General features: G+C 66.2%; 19 protein-coding genes. 10 read left to right on the forward strand and 9 right to left on the reverse strand.

Annotated elements, in window-relative coordinates; translation table 11 throughout:
* Positions 1-163: 163 nt before the first annotated feature.
* A complete protein-coding gene (gene pcaF / locus VSR34_RS19050; protein WP_342963196.1) occupies positions 164-1,366 on the forward strand; it encodes a 3-oxoadipyl-CoA thiolase in 1,203 nt (400 codons plus the stop codon).
* An 81-nt stretch (positions 1,367-1,447) separates the two neighbouring features.
* Here the strand turns inward: pcaF and VSR34_RS19055 are convergent, their stop codons facing one another.
* The 3 genes from VSR34_RS19055 to gabT all read right to left on the reverse strand — a co-directional run bounded on the left by VSR34_RS19055 (position 1,448) and on the right by gabT (position 5,022).
* Positions 1,448-1,930, reverse strand: a complete 483-nt coding sequence (locus VSR34_RS19055; protein WP_342963197.1) for a hypothetical protein — start codon at positions 1,928-1,930, stop codon at positions 1,448-1,450.
* Between the two features lie 208 nt (positions 1,931-2,138).
* Complete coding sequence (gene gabD / locus VSR34_RS19060) at positions 2,139-3,590, reverse strand: NADP-dependent succinate-semialdehyde dehydrogenase (protein WP_036044734.1); 1,452 nt, start codon at positions 3,588-3,590, stop codon at positions 2,139-2,141.
* A 139-nt stretch (positions 3,591-3,729) separates the two neighbouring features.
* Positions 3,730-5,022, reverse strand: a complete 1,293-nt coding sequence (gene gabT, locus VSR34_RS19065) for a 4-aminobutyrate--2-oxoglutarate transaminase (RefSeq protein ID WP_028209715.1) — start codon at positions 5,020-5,022, stop codon at positions 3,730-3,732.
* A 127-nt stretch (positions 5,023-5,149) separates the two neighbouring features.
* On the opposite strand from gabT, the gene VSR34_RS19070 reads away from it, so the two are divergent.
* Complete coding sequence (locus tag VSR34_RS19070) at positions 5,150-6,787, forward strand: PLP-dependent aminotransferase family protein (RefSeq protein WP_028209714.1); 1,638 nt, start codon at positions 5,150-5,152, stop codon at positions 6,785-6,787.
* 4 nt (positions 6,788-6,791) lie between these two features.
* On the opposite strand, the gene VSR34_RS19075 is transcribed toward VSR34_RS19070, so the two are convergent.
* From VSR34_RS19075 to phnC, 4 genes are all read right to left on the reverse strand, one after another.
* Complete coding sequence (locus VSR34_RS19075; RefSeq protein ID WP_028209713.1) at positions 6,792-7,628, reverse strand: EamA family transporter; 837 nt, start codon at positions 7,626-7,628, stop codon at positions 6,792-6,794.
* Positions 7,629-7,794: 166 nt separating this feature from the next.
* Complete coding sequence (gene phnE, locus VSR34_RS19080) at positions 7,795-8,682, reverse strand: phosphonate ABC transporter, permease protein PhnE (protein WP_342963198.1); 888 nt, start codon at positions 8,680-8,682, stop codon at positions 7,795-7,797.
* 8 nt (positions 8,683-8,690) lie between these two features.
* Positions 8,691-9,677: a phosphonate ABC transporter substrate-binding protein gene (phnD, locus tag VSR34_RS19085; RefSeq protein WP_028209711.1), complete on the reverse strand. Its 987-nt coding sequence runs from the start codon at positions 9,675-9,677 to the stop codon at positions 8,691-8,693.
* 55 nt (positions 9,678-9,732) lie between these two features.
* The gene (gene phnC, locus VSR34_RS19090) at positions 9,733-10,560 is read right to left on the reverse strand and encodes a phosphonate ABC transporter ATP-binding protein (RefSeq protein WP_342963199.1); all 828 of its coding nucleotides are present in this window, start codon (positions 10,558-10,560) and stop codon (positions 9,733-9,735) included.
* A gap of 341 nt (positions 10,561-10,901) precedes the next feature.
* Between phnC and VSR34_RS19095 the strand changes: the two genes are divergently transcribed.
* The 4 genes from VSR34_RS19095 (at position 10,902) to VSR34_RS19110 (ending at position 14,799) form a co-directional block, all read left to right on the forward strand.
* Positions 10,902-11,936, forward strand: a complete 1,035-nt coding sequence (locus VSR34_RS19095) for a M14 family zinc carboxypeptidase (protein WP_028209710.1) — start codon at positions 10,902-10,904, stop codon at positions 11,934-11,936.
* Positions 11,933-12,706: an alpha/beta hydrolase gene (locus VSR34_RS19100; protein ID WP_036044731.1), complete on the forward strand. Its 774-nt coding sequence runs from the start codon at positions 11,933-11,935 to the stop codon at positions 12,704-12,706. The genes VSR34_RS19095 and VSR34_RS19100 overlap by 4 nt, the downstream gene beginning before the upstream one ends.
* Before the next feature lie 112 nt (positions 12,707-12,818).
* Complete coding sequence (gene selD, locus VSR34_RS19105) at positions 12,819-13,886, forward strand: selenide, water dikinase SelD (RefSeq protein WP_028209709.1); 1,068 nt, start codon at positions 12,819-12,821, stop codon at positions 13,884-13,886.
* A 7-nt stretch (positions 13,887-13,893) separates the two neighbouring features.
* Positions 13,894-14,799, forward strand: coding sequence for a cation diffusion facilitator family transporter (locus VSR34_RS19110; RefSeq protein WP_028209708.1), 906 nt, complete (start codon positions 13,894-13,896; stop codon positions 14,797-14,799).
* A 186-nt stretch (positions 14,800-14,985) separates the two neighbouring features.
* Here the strand turns inward: VSR34_RS19110 and VSR34_RS19115 are convergent, their stop codons facing one another.
* Positions 14,986-15,258 carry a DUF4148 domain-containing protein gene (locus VSR34_RS19115; RefSeq protein WP_028209707.1) on the reverse strand — a complete coding sequence of 91 codons (273 nt, stop codon included), beginning with the start codon at positions 15,256-15,258 and terminating at the stop codon, positions 14,986-14,988.
* A gap of 202 nt (positions 15,259-15,460) precedes the next feature.
* On the reverse strand, positions 15,461-16,465 hold the full coding sequence (locus VSR34_RS19120; RefSeq protein ID WP_028209706.1) for a LysR family transcriptional regulator: 1,005 nt from the start codon (positions 16,463-16,465) through the stop codon (positions 15,461-15,463).
* Positions 16,466-16,652: 187 nt separating this feature from the next.
* Here VSR34_RS19120 and VSR34_RS19125 point away from each other — a divergent pair, with 187 nt between their 5' ends.
* The 4 genes from VSR34_RS19125 (at position 16,653) to VSR34_RS19140 (ending at position 23,717) form a co-directional block, all read left to right on the forward strand.
* Positions 16,653-17,546: an alpha/beta hydrolase gene (locus tag VSR34_RS19125; RefSeq protein ID WP_028209705.1), complete on the forward strand. Its 894-nt coding sequence runs from the start codon at positions 16,653-16,655 to the stop codon at positions 17,544-17,546.
* A 69-nt stretch (positions 17,547-17,615) separates the two neighbouring features.
* Positions 17,616-18,830 (forward strand): efflux RND transporter periplasmic adaptor subunit, encoded by a 1,215-nt coding sequence (locus VSR34_RS19130; protein ID WP_028230691.1) that lies wholly within the window; start codon positions 17,616-17,618, stop codon positions 18,828-18,830.
* 121 nt (positions 18,831-18,951) lie between these two features.
* On the forward strand, positions 18,952-22,137 hold the full coding sequence (locus VSR34_RS19135) for an efflux RND transporter permease subunit (protein ID WP_028209703.1): 3,186 nt from the start codon (positions 18,952-18,954) through the stop codon (positions 22,135-22,137).
* 23 nt (positions 22,138-22,160) lie between these two features.
* Complete coding sequence (locus VSR34_RS19140) at positions 22,161-23,717, forward strand: efflux transporter outer membrane subunit (RefSeq protein ID WP_342963200.1); 1,557 nt, start codon at positions 22,161-22,163, stop codon at positions 23,715-23,717.
* Positions 23,718-23,771 lie beyond the last annotated feature (54 nt).

Raw genomic sequence — 23,771 nt, forward strand, 5'->3', positions numbered from 1 at the left:
TATGGCCGTCAAATTGTTCGATTAACGATCATACGTTCGATAGACGAACAAACCGCACGAGGACGTGCGCGCTCGATCTCCCGTTTTTCGCCCGCGCAGTCCGTCAATCTCAATCATCTTTGCATGGGATCGCATCAGTGCCTGCGATCGAAAGGAGACTCACATGACGGAAGCATTCATCTGCGACGCGATACGCACGCCGATCGGCCGCTACGCGGGCGCCCTGGCCCAGGTTCGCGCCGACGACCTCGGCGCTGTTCCCCTCAAGGCGCTGATGGCGCGCAACAAGGACGTGGACTGGACGGCGATCGACGACGTCATCTACGGCTGCGCGAACCAGGCGGGGGAGGACAACCGCAACGTCGCGCGCATGTCGGCGCTGCTGGCCGGACTGCCGCAGGCCGTGCCGGGCTCGACGGTGAATCGCCTGTGCGGCTCGGGTATGGATGCGGTGGGAATCGCCGCGCGCGCGATCAAGTCCGGCGAAACGGGGCTGATGATCGCAGGCGGCGTGGAGAGCATGAGCCGTGCGCCGTTCGTCATGGGCAAGTCGGCAAGCGCGTTCGCACGCGACGCCGCGATCCATGACACGACGATTGGCTGGCGCTTCGTCAATCCGCTGATGAAGCAGCAATACGGCGTCGATTCGATGCCGGAGACCGGCGAGAACGTCGCCGTCGATTACAACGTGAGCCGCGCCGACCAGGACGCATTCGCGCTGCGCAGCCAGCAGAAGGCCGCGCGTGCGCAGGCCGATGGCACGCTCGCCCAGGAGATCGTGGCGGTGACGATTGCGCAGAAGAAGGGCGATCCGATCGTCGTTTCGCGCGATGAACATCCGCGCGAGACCAGCCTCGAGGCGCTCGCCAAACTCAAGGGCGTCGTTCGCCCCGATGGTTCGGTCACGGCTGGCAATGCTTCGGGTGTGAATGATGGCGCCTGCGCCCTGTTGCTCGCCAACGAGGAAAACGCCCGTCGCTTTGGGCTCGTGCCGCGTGCCCGCGTGCTCGGTGTGGCCACTGCCGGCGTCGCGCCGCGTGTCATGGGTATCGGCCCCGGGCCGGCTACCCAGAAGCTCCTCGCTCGCCTGAACATGACCATCGATCAATTCGACGTGATCGAGCTGAACGAAGCGTTTGCCTCGCAGGGGCTAGCCGTGCTGCGCATGCTCGGCGTTGCCGACGACGATCCTCGTGTCAACCCGAACGGCGGGGCGATCGCGCTCGGCCATCCGCTCGGGATGAGCGGCGCGCGCCTCGTGACCACGGCTACGTATCAGCTCCATCGCACGCAAGGCCGGTTCGCGCTCTGCACGATGTGCATCGGCGTCGGGCAGGGAATCGCGATTGCCATCGAGCGTGTTTGATCGTTGTCCGTGTTGATTGGAAAAAGCCGCGAATCTCTCGATTCGCGGCTTTTCTGTATGGTCGAACGCTTTGGCGTTGGCCTAGCTCGGGTCGCCCAGATGCGATGGCGCCTGAAGCGCGGCACGGTCGCTTGCGCGGGCGAGTCCCTGGTCCCGGTCTGCCGAAACGTGGCTGTTGGTGTTGCTCAGGCCCACGCGGCTCATATGGGCGGACGACCTGCCGTCGGTGTGCGCGTGATGCGCCTGCGCGTGGAGCGCAGAACGGTCGGCGGCTCGCTCATGTCCCTTGTCGCGGTCCGCTGAAACGTGGCTGTTGGTATTGCTGAAGGCCGCCTTGCTCATATGGCCGAGCGACATGCCGTCCGCGTGGCCGAAGCTCGAGTGGCCAAGGCTTGCGCCCGTCGCGCCGGCGTGACCACCGCCATACCCGCCGCCGTTCCCGCCACCGCTGCCACCGCTTCCACCCCCGCCGCCACCATTGCCGCCGCCATGTGCGTACACCGAAGCAGATGCGCATGCCAGCAGACAGGCCGCCGCTGCAATGATCGTTCGTGCCTTTCTCACTTTCGTTTCCCCCATTTTTCAGTGCATCGATTGTATGGGGTGCCCAAATCGTAAGGGGCGCGCAATGTGTAATCGTGTGTAATTGCTGTTTCGGGTTTTTGGTATGACGATTTAGCGGGCGCCAGGCGGCTTTGGAGGTATGCGAGTCGCACGGGCGCCCGCGAAGGCGCCCGTCGTTCGTCTGCCCTGTGCGGTCCTGCCCGGCCGCTTACATGCCGGCCATGCACATGTACTTGATGACGACATAGTCGTCCACGCCGTAGTGCGAGCCTTCGCGGCCGAGGCCCGACTGCTTCACGCCGCCGAACGGCGCGACTTCGTTCGAGATCAGGCCGGTGTTGATGCCCACCATGCCGTATTCGAGCGCTTCGGCCACGCGCCACACGCGGCCGATGTCGCGGCTGTAGAAGTAGGCGGCGAGGCCGAACTCGGTATCGTTCGCCATCCTGATCACTTCTTCATCGGACGAGAAGCGGAACAGCGGCGCGAGCGGGCCGAAGGTTTCGTCGCGCGCGACCTTCATCGCGGGCGTCACACCCGTGAGGATGGTCGGCTCGAAAAAGCCGTGGCCGAGCGCATGGCGCTTGCCGCCCGCGATCACCTGGGCGCCTTTCGCGAGCGCGTCCTCGATGTGCGATTCCACCTTCAGCACGGCCGCTTCGTTGATGAGCGGGCCTTGCGTCACGCCCGCTTCGGTGCCGAGGCCGACCTTGAGCTTTTCCACCGCGTCGCGCAGTTTCGCGGCGAACGCGTCGTACACGGCGTCATGCACATAGAAGCGGTTCGTGCACACGCAGGTCTGCCCGCTATTGCGATATTTCGAGGCGATGGCGCCGGCCACCGCCGCATCGAGATCGGCGTCTTCGAACACGATGAACGGCGCGTTGCCGCCCAGTTCGAGCGAGACCTTCTTGACCGTCGAGGCGCACTGGCTCATGAGCAGGCGGCCCACGGGCGTCGAGCCCGTGAACGAGAGCTTGCGTACCGTCGGGTTGCTCGTGAGCTCGCCGCCAATCGCCTTCGGATCGCCCGTCACCACGCTGAAGATGCCGCGCGGCACGCCTGCACGTTCGGCCAGCACGGCCAGCGCGAGCGCCGAGAACGGCGTCGCTTCGGCGGGCTTGAGCACGATCGGGCAACCCGCGGCCAGCGCCGGGCCGACCTTGCGGGTGATCATCGCGGCGGGGAAGTTCCACGGCGTGATCGCGGCGCAAACGCCCACGGGTTCCTTCGTCACGACGATGCGCTTGTCGTTGGCGACGGTCGGAATCGTATCGCCGTAAATGCGCTTGCCTTCCTCCGCGAACCATTCGAGGAACGAAGCTGCATAGCCGATTTCGCCCTTCGCTTCGGCGAGCGGCTTGCCCTGTTCCGTGGTGAGGATGAGCGCGAGGTCGTCGGCGTTCTCCATCATCAGGTCGTGCCACTTGCGCAGGATGCCGCTGCGCTCCTTCGCGGTCTTCGCGCGCCATGCGGGCCATGCGGCGTTCGCGGCGGCGATCGCGCGGCGCGTTTCGGCAGCGCCCATGCGCGGCACCGTGCCGATCAGCGCGCCGGTCGCGGGGTTCCTCACTTCGAGCGTGGCGCCGTCTTCAGCGCCTTGCCATTCGCCGTTGATGAAGGCGTTGTGTTGCAGCAGCGATGCGTCTTTCAGGTTCATGTCTCTACTCCCGATAGCCGTGGATGCAATTCAGTTAGAACAACGAACGGCACAGCGGCAATCGCCGGTGTGCCGTTGCGTGGGTGGCCCGCTCGCGGCGGGCCAGGCGGGCTTTGCGGTGAAGCGGCGCGCTGCAGGCTTACGCCGGCACGCCCACCGCTTCCTTGATCGACTCTTCGAGAATCGCGAGCGCTTCGTCGAACACGTTGTCCTGGATCGTGAGCGGGAACAGGAAACGCACGACGTTCGAGTACACGCCGCACACGAGCAGCAGCAGGCCGCGGTTCAGCGCGGCGGTTTGCACGCGCTTCGTGAAGTCGGCGTCGGCTTCGCTCGTGCCCGGCTTGCAGAATTCCACGGCGTTCATCGCGCCCGGGCCGCGCACGTCGGCGATTTGCGGCACGTCGGCCTTCATCGCCTCGAGCTTCGCCTTGAGCTTGTCGCCGAGCTTCGTGCCACGCTCGCAGAGCTTCTCTTCTTCGATGATCTCGATCACGGCGTGGGCCGACGCCACGGCCAGCGGATTGCCCGCATAAGTGCCGCCCAAGCCGCCGGGCGCTGCCGCGTCCATGACATCGGCGCGGCCCACCACGCCCGACAGCGGCATGCCGCCCGCCAGGCTCTTGGCGATCGTCATGAGGTCCGGCGTGACGTCGTAGTGTTCCATCGCGAACAGCTTGCCGGTGCGAGCGAAGCCCGTTTGCACTTCGTCGGCGATCAGCAGGATGCCGTGCGTGTCGCAGATCTTGCGCAGGCCGCGCACGAAATCGGCGGGCGCCTGGTAGAAGCCGCCTTCGCCCTGAACCGGTTCGAAGATGATCGCGGCCACGCGCTTCGGATCGATGTCGGCCTTGAACAGCATCTCGATGTGCTTGAGCGAATCAGCCGTGCTGATGCCGTGGACCGAGTTGGGGTACGGGGCGTGGTAGACGTCGGCCGGGAACGGGCCGAACGCGAGCTTGTACGGGGCGACCTTGCCCGTGAGTGCCATGCCCATCAGCGTGCGGCCGTGAAAGCCGCCCGCGAAGGCGATCACGCCCGGCCGGCCGGTGTGGGCGCGCGCGATCTTGACGGCGTTCTCGACGGCTTCGGCGCCGGTCGTGAAGAACGCGGCCTTCTTCGCGAAGCTGCCCGGCGCGCGCTGTGCGACCTTCTCGGCCAGCGAGACATACGACTCGTAGGGGACGATCTGGTAGGCGGTGTGCGTGAAGTGGTCGAGCTGCGCCTTGATCGCGGCGACGATCTTCGGATGGCGGTGGCCCGTGTTGCACACGGCGATGCCCGCGGCAAAGTCGATGAAGCGGCGGCCTTCGACGTCCCACAGCTCGGCGTTCTCGGCGCGCTCGGCGTAGAAGTCGCACATCACGCCCACGCCACGCGGGGTGATAGCGTTCTTGCGGCTCTGCAGGTCGGCGTTCTTGCTCACGTTCATCTCCTTCGGAATCAGTGTCGGTTCTCTGGTTGGCTGGCGGACCAGCGGGTAATCCATGTCGCGACTATACTCACGTTTGGCTCTAAAATTCAGAGCCATTCGGTGCAATCTTTAGGAGCCAATTTCGATGCGCGCAAGTGTCCTGTCCGACTGGCTGGCCCAACGGCTCGATCGCGGGAGCGCCCAGCCCGTCTACAGGCAGCTCCACAAGCTGCTGCAGCAGGCGATCCTTTCGCGCGAGCTGCCCGCGGGGGCGCGCGTGCCGTCGTCGCGGCTGCTCGCGGCCGAGCTGGGCATTGCGCGCAATACCGTGACGCAGGTGTACGAGCAATTGGTGCTCGAAGGCTATGTGACGTCGGCGACGGGGCGCGGCACCTACGTGGCCGATACGTCGCCGGACGAGATCGTCGGGTCGGCGGAAATTGGCTCCATCGAAGCGTCAGGAAATAGCGGAATGTTTGGCGCGGCGGCGCGGGCGAGCGGCGTTGCAACTAACAGCCCCGCGCGCCTGCCCAGCACGGCAGCGCCCGGCGCGACGATGGGCAGCGGGCAGGGCGCGCTCGCGACAGACCACCCGCAGCGCTCCGCGGCCACGGCCCGCGCGCTCTCCGCACGCGGCGCGCGCCTGATCGCGAGCGCGGGGGTGTCGAAACGCCAGGGCGGCGCGTTCATGCCGGGCGTGCCCGACGTCTCGCGCTTCCCGGCGCGCATCTGGACGCGTCTGCACAACAAGTACTGGCGCAGCCTGCGCCCCGACCTGCTGACCTACGCGCCCGGCGGCGGGCTCGCGCTGCTGCGCCATGTGCTGGCCGACTATCTGCGCACCTCGCGTTCGGTGCGCTGCTCGCCGGAGCAGATCATCATAACGACGGGCATCCATCAGTCGATCGACCTGGCCGTTCGTCTGCTCTCCGACCCCGGCGACACGATCTGGACCGAAGATCCCTGCTACTGGGGCGTGCGCAGCGTGCTGCACGTCTCGGGCCTCAATACGCGGCCGATTGCCGTGGACAGCGAAGGTCTCAATCCTTCGCCCGCCGATTTCGCGGCGCCCCCGCCGCGGCTCATGCTGGTCACGCCCTCCCACCAATATCCGCTCGGCATGGTGATGAGCCTCGCGCGCCGGCGCATGCTGCTCGAGTACGCGCGCCAGCATCAGTGCTCGATCATCGAGGACGATTACGACAGCGAGTTCCGCTATGGCAGCCGCCCGCTCGCCTCCTTGCAGGGGCTCGATACGGCAGGCCAGGTGATTTACGTGGGGAGCTTCGGCAAGACGCTGTTTCCGGGGCTGCGCGTCGGCTATCTCGTCGCGCCGGAAGCGCTCGCGGAAAGCTTCGCGACCGCGAGCGCCGAGCTTTATCGCGAGGGGCAATTGCTGCAGCAGGCCGTGCTGGCCGAATTCATCGCCGAGGGGCACTTCACCTCGCACATCCGCAAGATGCGCGCACTGTATGGCCAGCGTCGCCAGGTGCTGCTCGACGCGCTCACGCGCCGCTACGGCGACGCTTTGCCCGCCATCGGCGGCGACGCGGGTCTGCACGTCGTCCTGCAGCTGCCCGAAGGCAGCGACGACCGCGCCGTGGCCGAAGCCGCGCTCGCGCGTAATATCGTGGTGCGGCCGCTTTCCGGGTATTACTCGTCGCGCGAGCGTGCGAACGCGGGATTGCTGATCGGCTACGCGTGCGTGCCCGACGAAGAGATCCCGCCGGCGTTTGAGACGCTCGCCGAGGCAATCGACACGACCTTGCCCGCGTTCGCGTGAACGGTCAGAGGCGAATCAGCACCGCCCCGCAGGTCACCAGCGCGCACGCCACCATGCGCCGCGCCGTGAGCTTCTCGTTCATGAAGAGCCAGCCGATCAGCACGGCGAAGATCGACGAGAGTTCGCGCAGCGCGGAAACCATCGCAATCGGTAGAAACCGGAACGCCTCGATCACGAGGCAGTATGCCGTCAGGGCGAGCACGCCCGCGAGCATGCCGCGCGCGACCGCGGACTTCGAAGTGAACATCTGCGCCGCGCCGCCGCGCAGCTTGCAGACCAGGAGAAACTGCGGGACGTTCCAGAGCAGATACACCCACATGATGTAGCTGAGCGCATTGCCGGCGAGGCGGGCGCCGAGTCCGTCGATGACCGAGTACATCGCGATGAAAAGGCCCGTGAGCAGCGCATAGGGCACGCTCTCGCCCGAAAAGCGCATGCCGCGCCGGAACGCGAGCGACATGATGCCGAGCGAGACGAACGCAACGCCTGTTGCGGCGAATGCGTGCAGCTGCTCGTGCGCGAATACCAGCGCGCCCACGAACACGAGCAGCGGCGAGAGCCCGCGCGCGATGGGGTAGATCTGCCCGAAGTCGCCGCTGCGATATGCGCGGATCAGCGTGAAGCAGTACGCGAACTCAAGCACCACCGAAGCCGCGATATACGGCCAGCTCGCCTGTGCGGGCAGCGGCAGCACGCACACGGCGACCGCGCTCACGGCGATGTACGGGATCGAGAACATGCCGAGCAGCCAGAGGCGGTCGCCCGAAAGATGAAGGAAGGCGTTCCAGCTCGCGTGCATGAGCGCCGAGAGCAGGACCAGCAGGACGACGAAACTGGCCATCGGGGTTTTGCGTATCGGTTGAAAGACGGGCGGGCCGTTGCGGCCGCAAGGAAACGATTATTTCACCGAATGCGGACGATTGCCACAAATCGCCACAAATTGACAGAAAACGGGTTGCGCGAGCCGTGTTGCGGCTCGCCCGGGGGATGCACAGTGAGGGGTAGCGTCAGATCACGCGCGCGCGCAGTCGCGCGGAGATGAGATCGATGGCCGTGACCACGGCGATCACCATGATGAGGACGGCACTGGTCTGCTGATAGTCGAACGAGCGGATTTCCTCATACAGCACGACGCCGATGCCGCCCGCGCCCACCATGCCCACCACCATTGCCGAGCGCACGTTCGACTCGAACCGGTAGAGCGCGTACGAGATCCACAGCGGCAGGACCTGGGGCAGCACGCCATAGATGATCTCGTCGAGCGGCGAGGCGCCCGTGGCGCGCACGCCTTCGACCGGGCGCGGGTCGATGGCTTCGACGGCTTCGGCGAAGAGCTTCGCGAGCACGCCCGTGGTGTGGACCCACAAGGCGAGCACGCCTGCGAACGGCCCGAGCCCCACGGCCACGATGAACAGCATGGCGAACACCATTTCGTTGATGGCGCGGCACGCGTCCATCAGGCGGCGCACGGGATGCAGCACCCAGTTGGGCGCGAGATTGTGCGCCGACATCAGCCCGAACGGCACCGCACAGACGATGGCGAGCGCCGTGCCCCACAGCGCGACGGCGAGCGTGACCCACATCTCGCCCACATAGGTGCGCCATTCCGTGAAATTCGGCGGGAAGAAGCCGCGCGCGAACGTGCCCATGTTCGCCGAATCGGAGAATAGGTCGAGCGGGCGCATGTCGGCACCGCGCCAGGTCACGCCCAGCAGCACGAACACGATGGCCCAGAGCAGGAGCGAGGACCAGCTGCGCTTGCCGGCCGCCGCCGTTGTCGCTGCGGCCCGCGCGGGGCGTTGCGCCTCCCCGTGTGATGCGGCGGCAGGCGAAGCCGCGGGTACGTGCCCCGTGGCTTCGCCCTGCGGCGCGACGCGTGAGCTGTCGAAATCCATCGCGCCCATTACTGCTTCGCAGATGCGGCGAGCGCGCCGATCTTCGCGTCGATGGCCGCGAGCTGGCTCTTGCGGTCTTCGTCGGAGAGATGCGTGTCGGCGTTGATCTTCTCCTTCTGCTGGAACAGCGCGACCTGGCGGATCGGCAGCAGCTGCGCGTCGGTGGAGGGCGCGAAGCCGGCGAAGCCCGTGATATCAGCCATGATCTTCTTCTCGCGCGGATCCGTCTTCGCGTAGTGGTAGAAGAAGTCGCGCAGCTTTTGCTTCGTCGCTTCGGGCAGATCCTTGCGGTAGACGAGCGGATCGGACGGGATGAGCGGCGACGTCCACAGCACGCGCACCTGGGCGAAACCGTCCGGGTTCTTCTTCTGGAGCGTGGCGAGCTCGATGGTGTTGTTGGTGGCGATATCAACCTTGTTGTTCACCACGGCGAGCACGTTCGCTTCGTGGCTCGACGGCAAGACCGTCTTGAAGTTCGACGCATTCACCGAAACGCCGTGCTTTGCGAACAGGTAGTAACCCGGAATCAGCGTGCCCGACGTCGAATTGGGATCGCCCCAGCCGAGCGTGAGATCCTTTGTATTCCTGAACACATCGTCGATCGACTTCACGCGGCTGTTCACGTTCGTGATCAGCACCGACTTGTAGCCCGTGTCGCCGTTCGCGTAGAGCACCTTCGCGAAGATCTCGCCGTTCGAGCGGTCCACGGCTTCCATGGCCGAAGCATTGCCGAAGTAGCCGATCTGCACCTTGTTGAAGCGCATCGCCTCGATGATGCCCGAATAGTCAGTGGCGAAGAACGCCTTCACGCTCAAACCCGTCTGCTTGTTCAGGTCGTCGATGAACGGTTGCCAGCGTTGCTTGAGCACCGCCGAAGAATCCGTCGAGATGATGCCGAAGTTGAGGTCTTCCGCGTGGGCGGCCGCGCTGCCGAGTGAGGCGAACGCGACGGCGCCGGCGGCGCACCAGGAGAGCATCGAGCGGAGCAGTGTCATGGGAGCGGTCAGTGGTGAGAGAAAAATGTAACGGGTTGAAGAATGCGTGGTGTTATCAGGCCGCGCGCGGTTGCGCGCCGAAGCGCCGGGCAGCCGAAGGGGCAGCATGCGGTTCGAGCAGTTCGCGCGCGGCGCTGCCGTAAAGCTGTTGCAGCAAGGCGGGCGTGAGCGAGCCCGAAGCGCCGTCGTACACCACGCGTCCGTCGCGCAGCGCCACGGTGCGCGGGCAGTACTCCATGGCGATATCCACCTGATGCAGCGAGACGAGCACCGTAAGGCCGTGTTCGCGGTTCAGCATGCGCAGCATGTCCATCACGCGGCGCGACGATTCGGGGTCGAGCGAGGCGATCGGCTCGTCGGCGAGGATGAGGCGCGCGCGCTGCACGAGCGCGCGTGCGAGCGCCGCGCGCTGCTGCTGCCCGCCCGAGAGATTCGCGGCGCGTTCGGCGGCCTTGTGCGCGATGCCCACTTCGCCGAGCGCGGCAAGCATCAGCTCGCGCTCGGCGCGCGGAAAGCGGCCCGTGAGGCGGCGCCACAGCGGCAGTCGCGCAAGCGCGCCGATCAACACATTCGTTTCGACCGTGAGGCGATGCACGAGATTGAACTGCTGGAACACGAAGCCGATGTCGCGGCGAATGCGGCGCACTTCCCGCACGATCCGTCCGTCCTGCTGAATAGGACGACCAAGGATTTCGATGCGCGAAGGCTGCGGGTCGGAAGCCGTGAAGCCCGCAATATGACGCAGCAAGGTCGATTTACCCGAACCCGACGCGCCGATCAACGCGACCATCTCGCCCTCGCCGACGCGCAGGTTGATTTCGTCGAGCGCCTTGCGGCCACTGTCGAAGCTTTTCGAGAGGCGTTCGATGCGTATGGCGTCCATAACGAACCATCACTGTGTAGTCGAGGGCTCATTCTAGGAAGCGACTGTGACGGTTGAGTGAAGGTGTCGCGACGTCTAGACGACTATACGTATCGAGGTCTTCTGAGGGAGCGATAAATTTGACACCATGTGACAGCCACATGACGCCAAACATCTGTCATGCTCAACATCGAGGGAAGCGGCTATATTGTTGGGCAACGCACATGCTGTCCCTGGTTTTGCCGACTCGTCTTTGACTCATGATTGACACATCGTCGACAAGAACCGCAAGCACAAAGCAGTTGTAGACAATGCGGCCGCGCATCCCGGCCCTGATCCGAACGAGCGACGAAACCGGCGCCATGCAGGCACTGAGCTTCCTACCCGACAGCTTCGCGGAATACGAGGAACTCAAGGAGATTCTCGATGCCGGCGCACGCTGGTTCGATATTCGCAGCGCGGGCGAAGTCGAGGTGCGGGGGCGCACTTTTTCGCTCTACGTGGCGGCGATCGGCTCGCGCGATCCGGCTGCGCCCGCCATCGGGTTCTTCGGCGGCATTCATGGTCTCGAGCGCATCGGCTCGCAACTGGTGCTCGATTACATGCGGGCATTGGTCGGGCGTCTGGCGTGGGACGACCTGCTCGCGCGGCAGCTCGAATCGGTGCGCATCGTCTTCGCCCCGATCTTCAACCCCGGCGGCATGTGGCTCGCCACGCGCGCCAACCCGAATGGCGTGGACCTCATGCGCAACGGGCCGCAAGACGCCGATGGACGCGTGCCCTTTCTAGCGGGCGGCCAGCGCGTCGGCTCGTGGTTGCCCTGGTATCGCGGCAGGCGCGGCGCGCCGATGGAGGTGGAGGCGGCGGCGCTCCTCGAGATCGTCGGCGAAGAGCTCACGAGCCGGCCGCTTTCGTTCGCGCTCGACTGCCATTCGGGCTACGGCTGGAGCGACAGTATCTGGTTTCCGTACGCGCGCACGCGCCGCCTCATGCGCCACTTGCCCGAGATGTACGTGCTCAAGACGATGTTCGAGCGCGCGCATCCGCACCACGGCTACACCTTCGAGCCGCAGAGCCATCAATATCTGCTGCACGGCGACCTCTGGGATTGCGCGTACGACCGCGCGCCCGCGAGCAATGTCTTCCTGCCGCTCACGCTCGAACTGGGCTCGTGGTTGTGGATCAAGAAGAACCCGCGCCAGATCTTCTCCCGGCAAGGCATGTTCAATCCGCTCATGGCGCATCGTACCGCGCGCGTGCTGCGCCGCCACGCGAACCTGTTCGAGTTCCTCACGCGCGCGGCATATTCGGCGCCGCGCTGGCTGCCCGAGGGCGTGACGCGCGACCAGGTGCTGCAAAGCGCGATCGGGCACTGGTACAAAAGGCCGGGCGCATGAGCGGACCGTGGATCCTGCTGCGCGGCCTCACGCGCGAATCGCGCCACTGGGGGGCGTTCGCCACGCTCCTCGCCGCGAAAGGCGGCGGGCTGCCCATCGATCTGCCCGGCAACGGCGCACTGGCGAGCCAACGCTCGCCCTTCGCGGTCGAGGCCTACGTGGACGCGTTGCGTGCCGAGGCGCGGCGGCGCGGCGCACACGCGCCCTACCGCGTGCTCGCGATGTCGCTGGGTGGCATGGTGGCCACGGCGTGGGCGCTGCGCTACCCCGAAGAGATCGCGAGGCTTGCGCTCGTCAACACGAGCATGCGGCCATATAGCCGACCGTACGAGCGCTTGCGGCCCGCCGCATGGCCCGCGCTCGTGCGCGTGGCGCGTCATTGGAGCGGCCGCGACCGCGAGAGCATTGCCGAGACGCTGATACACGGCCTGACCTGCGCGCGCCGCGACACGCTCGCCGCCGACCTCGAAGCATGGCGTGCGATTCGTGCCAGCGCGGGCGTGAGCCGTGCAAACGCGCTGCGCCAGCTAGCCGCTGCCGCGCGTTTCGAGGCGCGCGGCGTGCCGCGTTGTGCGGTGCTCGTCGTGTCGTCACGCGGTGACAGGCTCGTGAATCCGGTTTGCTCGGAGCGCCTCGCGAGGGCCTGGTGCGCGCCGCACGTCGAGCATCCGTGGGCGGGGCACGATCTGCCGCACGACGACCCGCACTGGCTCGCCGACGCGCTCCATGCCGTCGACGTCGCCGGCGCCGCCGCGGCCGGGCCGGCCTGAGCCGGCCAGGCCAAGCCAGGCCGGGGCCGCCGCGCGCCCGCACGGATCGTCCGTCCGACGATTGCCCCATAATACGAAGCTCAATCCGGCACTTTCAGGACGATTTCCAGACATGAACGAGAAACCCGCCATCGGCGCCGCCGTGCCGCGCCTCACGAGCCTTTCGCACGGCGGCGGCTGCGGCTGCAAGATCGCGCCGGGCGTGCTTTCCGCGCTGCTCGCCCGCAGCACGCCGCTGACCGCCGCGTTTCCGAACCTGCTGGTCGGCACCGAGACCGCCGACGACGCCGCCGTCTACAAGCTCAACGACGAGCAGGCGATCGTCGCGACCACGGACTTCTTCATGCCGATTGTCGACGACCCGTACGACTTCGGCCGCATCGCCGCGACCAACGCGCTGTCGGACGTCTACGCGATGGGCGGCAAGCCGATTCTCGCGCTCGCGCTGGTCGGCATGCCCATCAACGTGCTGCCGCACGACGTGATCGCGCAGGTGCTGCGCGGCGGCGAGGATGTCTGCGCGGCAGCGGGCATTCCCGTGGCGGGCGGCCATTCGATCGATTCCGTCGAGCCCATCTACGGGCTCGCGGCGCTCGGCGTGGTGCATCCCCAGCGCGTGAAGCGCAACGCATCGGCGCGCGCGGGCGACGTGCTCGTGCTGGGCAAGCCGCTCGGCGTGGGCGTGCTGTCGGCCGCGCTCAAGAAGGAGCTGCTCGACGCCGCCGGCTACGAGGCCATGGTGGCCGCGGCGACCCAGCTCAACAAGCCCGGCGCGACGCTGGCGGAACTGCCCGGCGTCCACGCCATGACCGATGTGACCGGCTTCGGGCTGCTTGGCCACACGCTCGAAATCGCGCGCGGCGCGAACCTCACGGCGCACGTGCGCTATGCCGACCTGCCGTGGCTGCCGGGCGTGCAGAAGTTCGTGGATCAGGGCGTATTCACGGGCGCGTCCGGGCGCAACTGGGCCTCGTACGGCGAGGCCGTCACGCTCGCGCCCAGCCTGCCCGAAAGCGCGCGCACGCTGCTCACCGACCCGCAAACCTCGGGCGGCCTGCTCGTGGCGTGCGCGCCCGAAAGCGTGGACGAAGTGCTGGCGATTTTCCGCGCAGACGGCTTCGACGAGGCGCGCGTGATCGGGGAAATGCGCGAAGGCCCGGCCCGCGTGGAAGCGGCATGAGGGCGCGATGAGCGGAGAATCGCCGAAAGCCATCTTCTACGCGCTCGCTGCGAATTTCGGCATCGCCGTCTGCAAGTATGCCGCCGCGGCGTTCACGGGTTCGGGATCGATGTTCGCGGAAGCGATTCACTCGACGGCCGATTGCGGCAATCAGCTGCTGCTGCTCTTCGGCCTGCGCCAGTCGCGCGAGCCGGCTACGCCGCTGCACCCGATGGGCACGGGCCGCGCGATCAACTTCTACTCGCTGCTCGTCGCGCTGCTGCTGTTCTTCGTGGGTGGCGCGTTCTCGGTGTACGAGGGCGTTCACCGGCTGATCCTTCGCGAACCGTTGCGCTTCGTGTACGTGGCGCTCGTCGTGCTCGGCATTTCGGTGGTGCTCGAAGCGTTTTCGCTTTACGGCGCGATCCGCGAGATCCGCAAGGGCGCGCCCACGAAATCGCTGTGGCGCTGGGCGCGCGAAACCCGTGACTCGGACCTGCTCGTCGTGGCCGGCGAAGATATCGCCGCGCTGGCAGGTCTCGCCATTGCGTTCGCGGCGGTGCTGCTCACGGTCGTGACAGGCAATCCCGTATGGGACGCGTGCGGCTCGATCGGCGTGGGCATTTTGCTCATGCTGATCGCCTGGTTCATCGCGCGCGAGGTGAAGTCGATGATCGTGGGCGAATCGGCGAGTCCGGAAATGCGGCGGGAGATCGAAACGTTCCTGCGCTCGCGCCCCGAGATTCGCAGCATCATCAGCCTCATTACCCTGCAATGGGGCAAGGAGGTGATGGTGGCCGTGCAGTGCGAAATGCTCGACTACGAGCACAGCCGCACCATGGTCGAGGCGATCAACGAAATCGAAGCCGCTTTGCAGGCGCGCTTTCCCGTCGTGCGCTGGGTGTTCTTCGAGCCGGATTTCGTGCAGCGGTAATGCCATGGCCCACCGGTCGCTGAACCGGCGGGCCTTTTCAGACCTACACGTGGCGCACTAGTGGCGAAACGGCATCCACACGGGCGTCGTGTTGTCCCACTGTTCGAGTTCGGACGGTACGGTCGAATTCATATCGGACTCCTCTATTCCTGGCCTTGCGATTGAATGTCGATGCGCTTTGCGGCGTTATTCGCCAGCCTGCGCGACGCGAGCGGGGCCGTTTGCGCGGCCTTCCTGCAGCGCGATGCGTTGCGCTTGCGTGCGGCCGATCAGGCTTTGCTCGGGGTAGGTCGTCTTGTTGAGCGAGGGCAGGGTGCCGTCGCGATACGCGGCGACGATTTCGGCTTTCACTTCGGCGCGCGTTTTCGGGGCGCTGTTGTCCTGGGCGAAGGCCGAAGCGCTCGCGGCGAGCGAGAGAGCGAGCGTGGCGCCAATGGCGGTAGCGAGAGTGCGTGTCATGATCTGCTCCTGTTATATCGATGCCGCGAGGGCTGCGGCGACAGGAGCAAATGTAGTTGCGCGGCCGTTCGCGATAAACGGCCGGAACGCGAAAGCAATTGTCGAGAATCCGGAACAATCGCTGCGCCGCGCCCGCGCAAGCCTTTGCGGACGCGGCTTCGACGGCGGGCGCAGCGCTACGCCGTCCAACTTACGCGGGCAACTACGCGGCCCATTCCGAAACGACCGGCGTTTCGAGCGCCGGCGCGTTTTCGCGCTCTTCGATCGTTCGCATCGTGCAGGCCTTGTCGAGCGAGGCGCGGCCGCTCAGGAGCGGGCAACGGTCGAACACTTCGGCGATCCAGTCCACGAACACGCGCACTTTCGGCGACAGATGGCGGCTGTGAGGATACACGGCCGAAATCGGCATGGGCAGCGGCTTGAAATCGGGCAGCACTTCGACGAGCGCCCCCGACTTCAGATGCGGCAGCACCATGTAGCGCGGCGCCTGGATCAGGCCGAAGCCCTCGATGCCGCAGGTCACATAGGCATCCGCATCGTTGACCGAGACCATGCTCTTGAGCTTGACCTCCACTTCCTTGCCGTCGACGAGGAAGGCCCAGTCGATGACGCGCCCCGTGCGCGATGAAAAGTAATTCACGGCGCGATGCTCGGCCAGTTCCTCGAGCGTTTGCGGCGTGCCGTGGCGCTCGAGATACGCGGGCGCCGCGCACGACACGCCTTCGAAGATGCCGATGCGCCGGGCCACCAGCGACGAATCCTGGAGCGCGCCCACGCGCACCACGCAATCCACGCCTTCCTGAAGCAGGTCGACCGGGCGGTCGGAGAGCCCGAGCTGCAGATCGATGTCCGGATAGCGCCCGTGGAATTCGCACAGCGATGGAATCACGATGAGCCGCCCGATCGAACCGGGCATGTCGATGCGCAGCTTGCCGTGCGGCTTGCGGTTGCGATCCTGGAATGTGGTTTCCGTTTCCTCGACGTCGGCGAGAATGCGCACGCAGCGCTCGTAATACGCGGCGCCGTCGGGCGTGAGCGAGAGGCGCCGCGTCGTGCGGTGCATGAGGCGCACGCCGAGAAACGCTTCGAGGTTCTGAATGATCGTCGTGACCGATGCGCGCGGCATGTCGAGCGTCTCGGCTGCGCGCGTGAAGCTGTTGGTATCGACGACGCGGGTGAACACCTGCATGGCCTGAAGGCGGTCCATTGCCACTCTCCGAAAGTGTTCGGACGCACGCCGCGCGGTGCTTGAATGAACGCTCGCGCGAAAAGAAGAGACAGATTGTTCAGGTGCGCCGAATTGTGTTGCCGGATTATAGGCATTTATTTGCAAGTCTGCCGAACCCACAATTCGCTGCATCTGAAGCTACTCTCGCGCATTGCGCCGATTCGACATGGATGTCTTTAAACGCCCGGCGTCCTGGATTCCCGCGGAAGACGCATCGCTCGCCGAAGTGCCGGCGGCTGTGCCTCTTTCCGCGCCCGCCAGGCCCAGCAAGGCACACACGCTGCTCACGACCGACGTGGCGATCGAAGGTTATGCGCAGCAGATCCCGCTGCGCCTGTATCGCCCCGAAGGCGCGAACGGCCTGCCGGTGCTGCTGTATTTCCACGGCGGCGGCTTCGTGCGCGGGTCGATCGACGAAGCGGACGCCGTCGGGCGTTTTCTCGCAGAACGCTTACCCGCGCTCGTAGTGAGCGTGGGTTACTCGCTTGCGCCGAAGCACCCGTTTCCCGCCGCGCCTGAAGACGCGCATCGCGCGGCGCTCTGGGCGCTCACGCGGGCCCGCGCCTTCGGCGGCAACCCGAAGCGCGTGCTTGCGGCGGGCCACGACGCGGGCGGCCAGATCGCCAATGTGCTCGCCTTCATGGGTCGAGATCGCGGCGACGTGAAGCTCGCGGCCCAGGCGCTGTTCGCGCCGATGCTGGACCCGAGCCTCACGCGCCTCGGCGACGAAGCGCGGCTCGGTTCGGACATCACCGCAAGCGAATGCGCGGCGTGCTATCGGGCCTATCTGCCCGATGCCGCGCAGCGCATGCATCCATACGCGGCGCCGCTCGAATCGCTGCGGCTCGGCGGGCTGCCACCCACGCTCATCGTGACCGCACAGAACGACGTGCTGCACATCGAAGCGGAGAAGTACGCGAGCCGCCTGATCGATGCCGGCGTGCGCACCCAGGTGGTGCGTTACCCGAGCGTCTCGCACGCGAACCTCGCGGCGCATCCGGCCGCGCTCAGCGAAGCGCTGCGGTTTTTCCAATGTTGCTTCGACGCAGGCGCCTCGTAGGCGAAGCGCCGGCGCCGCGGTGATGCCGAACCAGTCAAGAACAATCAACCATTATTTCTGGAGTCCGACATGTCACTCTTTTCGCAATCCCGTACCCGCATCGCGCTGGCGGTCATTGGCGTGCTCGTGGTCGCGGGGCTGGGCACGCTCGGGGCCGTGCGCCTCGACTCCCATCCCGCCGTGGCCGCCGAAGCGCCGCCCGCGCCCGAAGTCGATGTCGCGGCCGTGGTCAACCGCACGATCACCGACTGGCAGACCTACTCCGGCCGCATGGCCGCCGTCGAAAAAGTGGAGATCCGTCCGCAGGTGTCGGGCACGATCGTCTCCGTGAACTTCCGCGACGGTGCGCTCGTGAAGCAGGGCGACACGCTCTTCGTGATCGATCCGCGTCCGTACCAGGCGGCCGTCGATCAAGCGGCGGCGCAACTCGCGGCCGCGCAGGCGCGCACGGGCTACGCCCAAAGCGACTGGGAGCGCGCGCAGCGACTCATCGGCGACAACGCCATTGCGAAGCGCGACTACGACGAGAAGCAGAACGCCTCGCGCGAAGCGAGCGCCAATCTCAAGGCGGCGCAGGCCGCGCTCGAAGCCGCGCAGATCAATCTGGGCTATACGCGCATCGTCGCGCCCGTTGCGGGGCGCGTGTCGCGCGCCGAGATCACGGTGGGCAACGTCGTTTCGGCGGGGGCGAGCGCCGCGCCGCTCACGACGCTCGTTTCCGTATCGCCCATCTACGCCGAGTTCGACGCCGACGAGCAGACCTACCTCGACTACATCAGCCGCATGAAGGACGGCTCGAAGGTGCCTGTCGAACTGGGTCTTGCGAACGAAACCGGCTATTCGCGCAAGGGCACGATCGAGTCGGTGGACAACCGGCTCGACACCACGTCGGGCACGATCCGCGTGCGCGCGCGCTTCGACAACGCCGATGGCGCGCTCGTCCCGGGGCTTTATGCACGCATCAAGGTGGGCGGCAGCGCGCCCCATCCGGCGCTGCTCGTCGACGATGCCGCCATCGGCACGGACCAGGACAAGAAGTTCGTCTACGTCGTGGACGGCAGCGGCAAGATCGCCTACCGCAACGTGCAGACGGGCGGCCAGCAGGGCAACCTGCGCGTGATCGTGAGCGGCCTGAACGCCGGCGACCACGTGGTGGTGAACGGCACGCAGCGCGTGCGGCCCGGCGAGACGGTGCGTTCGCACATGGTGCCGATGAACGGCGACCCCGACGCCGACTCGACCCATACCGCGGCGAACGCCGGCAAGACGGCAAAGACGTCCTGACGAGCGGCGGGCGTATGCGATCCCGGCATTCGCCTCGAAGCCAATCAGGAACCCTAATCGTCTGAAGACGCGCGCGTATCGTTGCGCGTTCAAAGATGAGCGTCATGAAAAAGAGCAACCTATGAACATATCGAAATTCTTCATCGACCGGCCGATCTTCGCGGGCGTGCTGTCCGTGCTGATCCTGCTGGCCGGCGTGATCGCGCTGTTCCAGTTGCCGATCTCCGAGTACCCGGAAGTCGTGCCGCCTTCGGTGGTCGTCCACGCGCAGTATCCGGGCGCGAACCCGAAGGTGATTGCGGAAGCCGTGGCGGCGCCGCTCGAAGAGCAGATCAACGGCGTGGAGAACATGCTGTACATGCAGTCGCAGGCCAATAGCGACGGCAATCTCACGCTCACGGTCACGTTCCGCCTCGGCACCGACCCGGACAAGGCCACGCAGCTCGTGCAGAACCGCGTGAACCAGGCGCTGCCGCGCCTGCCGGAGGATGTGCAGCGTCTCGGTATCACGACCATCAAGAGCTCGCCCACGCTCACGATGGTGGTGCACCTGATCTCGCCGAACAATCAGTACGACATGACGTACCTGCGCAACTACGCGCTGCTCAACGTGAAGGACCGGCTCTCGAATATCCAGGGCGTGGGCGAAGTGCAGCTGTGGGGTGCGGGCGACTATGCCATGCGCATCTGGCTCGATCCGCAGAAGGTCGCGCAGCGCAATCTCACGGCCAACGACGTCGTGAACGCGATTCGCGAGCAGAACGTGCAGGTGGCGGCGGGCGTGATCGGCGCCTCGCCCAGCGTGCCCGGCACGCCGTTTCAGCTGAGCGTGAATGCGCGCGGCCGGCTGCGCACGGAAAGCGAGTTCGGCAACATCATCGTCAAGACGAATCCCGATGGCGGCGTGACGTATCTGCGCGATATCGCGCGCATCGAGCTGGCGGCCTCCGAATACGGCCTGCGTTCGCTGCTCGACAACAAGCCCGCCGTCGCGCTCGCGATCAACCAGGCGCCGGGCGCGAACTCGCTCGCCATCTCCGACCAGGTGCGCGCGGCGATGAAGGATCTGAAGCAGGACATGCCCGCGGGCGTGGACTACCGTATCGTCTACGACCCCACGCAGTTCGTGCGCTCGAGCATCGAAGCCGTCGTGCATACGCTGCTCGAAGCGATCGCGCTCGTGGTGATCGTCGTGATCGTGTTCCTGCAAACGTGGCGCGCTTCGATCATTCCGCTCATCGCCGTGCCCGTGTCGATCGTCGGGACCTTCTCGCTGCTGCTTGCGTTCGGGTTCTCCATCAACGCCCTGTCGCTGTTCGGCATGGTGCTTGCCATCGGTATCGTCGTTGACGACGCGATCGTGGTCGTGGAAAACGTGGAGCGCAACATCGCCAGCGGGTTGTCCGCACGCGATGCGACATACAAGGCCATGCAGGAAGTGAGCGGGCCGATCATCGCCATTGCGCTCACGCTCGTGGCCGTGTTCGTGCCGCTCGCTTTCATGAGCGGTCTCACGGGCCAGTTCTACAAGCAGTTCGCGATGACCATCGCGATCTCCACGGTGATCTCGGCGTTCAATTCGCTCACGCTTTCGCCCGCGCTTTCGGCACTCCTGCTGCGCGGCCATGGCGAGAAGGAGGACTGGCTCACACGTGCGATGAACCTCGTGCTCGGCGGCTTCTTCCGTCGCTTCAACAAGGTATTCCAGCGCGGCTCCGAAAGCTATGGGCGCGGCGTGAACGGCGTGCTGCATCACAAGGGCGCGATGCTCGCGATCTACGTGGTGTTGCTCGGCGCCACCGTGCTGATGGCGCGTATCGTGCCGGGCGGCTTCGTGCCCGCGCAGGACAAGGAGTATCTGATCGCGTTCGCGCAACTGCCCAACGGCGCGTCGCTCGACCGCACGGAGAACGTGATTCGCGATATGAGCGCCATTGCGCTCAAGCAGCCCGGCGTGGAAAGCGCGGTGGCGTTCCCGGGCCTTTCGGTGAACGGCTTTACCAATAGCTCGAGCGCGGGCATCGTGTTCGTCACGCTCAAGCCGTTCAAGGACCGCAAGGGCAAGGCCCTTTCGGCAGGGGCGATCGCGGGCGCGCTGAACCAGCAGTACGCGGCGATCAAGGATTCGTTCGTCGCCGTGTTCCCGCCGCCGCCGGTGCTGGGCCTCGGCACGCTGGGCGGCTTCAAGATGCAGCTGGAGGATCACAGTGCGCTGGGTTACGAGGCGCTCAATCGCGCCACTCAGGACTTCGTCAAGCGTGCGTCGCAAACGAAGGAACTGGGTCCGACGTTCTCGAACTATCAGATCAACGTGCCGCAGCTGAACGTCGATCTCGACCGCACGAAGGCGAAGCAGCTTGGCGTGCCGGTCACGGACGTGTTCGATACGATGCAGATCTATCTCGGCTCGCTCTACGTGAACGACTTCAACCGCTTCGGGCGCGTGTACCAGGTGCGGGTGCAGGCCGATGCACCGTTCCGCCAGAAGGCCGACGACATCCTGCAGCTGAAAACGCGCAATGCCGCTGGCGAGATGGTGCCGCTCTCGTCGCTCATCACGGTCACGCCCACGTACGGCCCCGAAATGGTGGTGCGCTACAACGGCTACACCGCCGCCGACATCAACGGCGGCCCCGCGCCCGGTTACTCGTCGGGCCAGGCGCAGGCGGCGGCGGAACGCATCGCTGCCGAGGTGCTGCCGCATGGCGTGAAGTTCGAATGGACCGATCTCACGTATCAGCAGGTGCTGGCGGGGAATGCGGGCATCTGGGTGTTCCCGATCAGCGTGCTGCTCGTGTTCCTCGTGCTGGCCGCGCTGTATGAAAGCCTCACCCTGCCGCTCGCGGTGATCCTGATCGTGCCGATGAGCGTGCTGTGCGCGCTGACCGGCGTGTGGCTCACGCAGGGCGACAACAACATCTTCACGCAGATCGGCTTGATGGTGCTCGTCGGCCTCGCGTCGAAGAACGCCATCCTGATCGTGGAATTTGCGCGCGAACTGGAGCACGACGGACACACGCCGCTCACCGCCGCCATCGAGGCGAGCCGCCTGCGCTTGCGCCCGATCCTGATGACGTCCATCGCGTTCATCATGGGCGTGGTGCCGCTCGTGCTCTCCAGCGGCGCGGGTTCGGAGATGCGTCATGCGATGGGCGTGGCGGTGTTTTTCGGCATGCTGGGCGTGACGGCTTTCGGTCTGCTGCTCACGCCGGTGTTCTACGTGGTGCTGCGTACGCTCGCGGGCGGCAAGATTCACGTCGCGCAGAAGGACAACGCGCGCAAGCCCCAGTCGATGGTCGACGCTTGAGGCGCCAAGGGAGAATGATAAACATGACTAACGAATCGAACTTGCGCTATAGCGGCAACGTTGTGCCGGGAGGCTGGCGCCTCGCGCGAATCGCGGCGAGCGTTGCGCTCTTTGCCTGGCTCGCGGCATGCTCGGTCGAGCCGACCTACAAGGTGCCCGACGCGGCTGTGCCCGCAGCGTACAAGGAAGCGCCGCAGCAGACGCAGCACGCCGATCCGCACGACGTGGGTACGTGGAAGCCGGCGCAGCCCGCCGACGCCGCGCACCGCGGCGATTGGTGGACCGTATTCGGCGACCCGACGCTCGACAAGCTCGAACAGCAGGCGCTCGAAGCGAACCAGGACCTGAAGGCGGCGGCCGCGCGCGTGCAGCAGGCGCGCGCCGTCACGCAGGCCGCGCGCGCCTCGTGGTTCCCGTCGATCGATGCGGGCTTCGGCCCGACGCGCGAGCGTGTCTCGCCGGCTTCGCTCTATCTGCCGCAGAACGCCAACGTGCCCGCGCAAACGCTGTGGCGCGCGCAGGCCACGGCGAGCTACGAGGTCGACCTGTTCGGCCGCGTGAGTTCGAACGTCCACGCCGCGCAGGCGGACGCCGAGCAGAGCGAAGCCTTGTTCCGCTCGGTCCAGCTCGCGTTGCAGGCCGACGTCGCGCAAAACTACTTCCAGCTGCGCCAGTTCGACTCCGACGTCGACCTGTACCGCCGCACGGTGGCGCTGCGCGAAGACGCGCTCAAGCTCGTCGAGCGGCGCTTCAAGGAAGGCGACATCAGCGCGCTCGACGTGGCGCAGGCGCGCAACGAGCTTGCGAGCGCGCGCGCCGATGCGGTGGGCGTGGCGCGCCAGCGCGCGGCCTCGGAGCACAGCTTGGCGATCCTGCTGGGCAAGGCGCCGGCGGACTTCACGTTCCCCGAAACGCCGCTCGCGCCCGTGGTCGTGCAAGTGCCGCCCGGTCTGCCTTCCGCACTGCTGGAGCGCCGGCCCGACGTCGCCGCGGCCGAGCGCGCGATGGCGGCCGCGAACGCGCGCGTGGGTCTCGCCAAATCAGCGTTCTTCCCGCAGCTCAACATCACGGGTGCGGCTGGCTTCGAGTCGGCCACGCTCGGCGACCTGTTTATGTGGTCGAGCCGCGCGTTCCTGCTCGGGCCGCTCGCGGGGACGGCGCTCACGCTGCCGCTCTTCGACGGCGGCAGACGCAAGGCGAATCTCGCACAGTCGCGCGCGAAGTATGAGGAAGATGTCGCGCAGTACCGCCAGCAGGTGCTCGTGGCCTTCCGCGATGTGGAGGACAATCTCTCCGACCTGCGTTTGCTCGACGACCAGATTCGCCAGCAGAACGACGCGGTGAGCGCCTCGCAGCAGTCCGCGCATCTTTCGCGCACGCAATACGAGGAAGGCGAGGTGAGCTATCTGAACGTGATCGACAGCGAACGGTCGGTGCTCGTTTCGCAATTGCAGGCCAGCCATCTCCAGGGCTCGCAGGCGGTGGCGACCGTGAACCTGATCCGCGCGCTGGGCGGCGGCTGGGGGGATGCCAAGCCCGGCGATGGCGCGCCGCCGCCCGCCCCACTGGCTTCGCGCTGAGTCCTGCGGGAGAAGCTCAAAGGCGCGCGCCGGTCCGCCGCCGGCGCGCATATC

Origin of the sequence: Paraburkholderia sp. JHI2823 (assembly GCF_038900695.1) — a bacterium.
In the GTDB taxonomy this organism is placed as follows: Bacteria; Pseudomonadota; Gammaproteobacteria; order Burkholderiales; family Burkholderiaceae; genus Paraburkholderia; species Paraburkholderia mimosarum.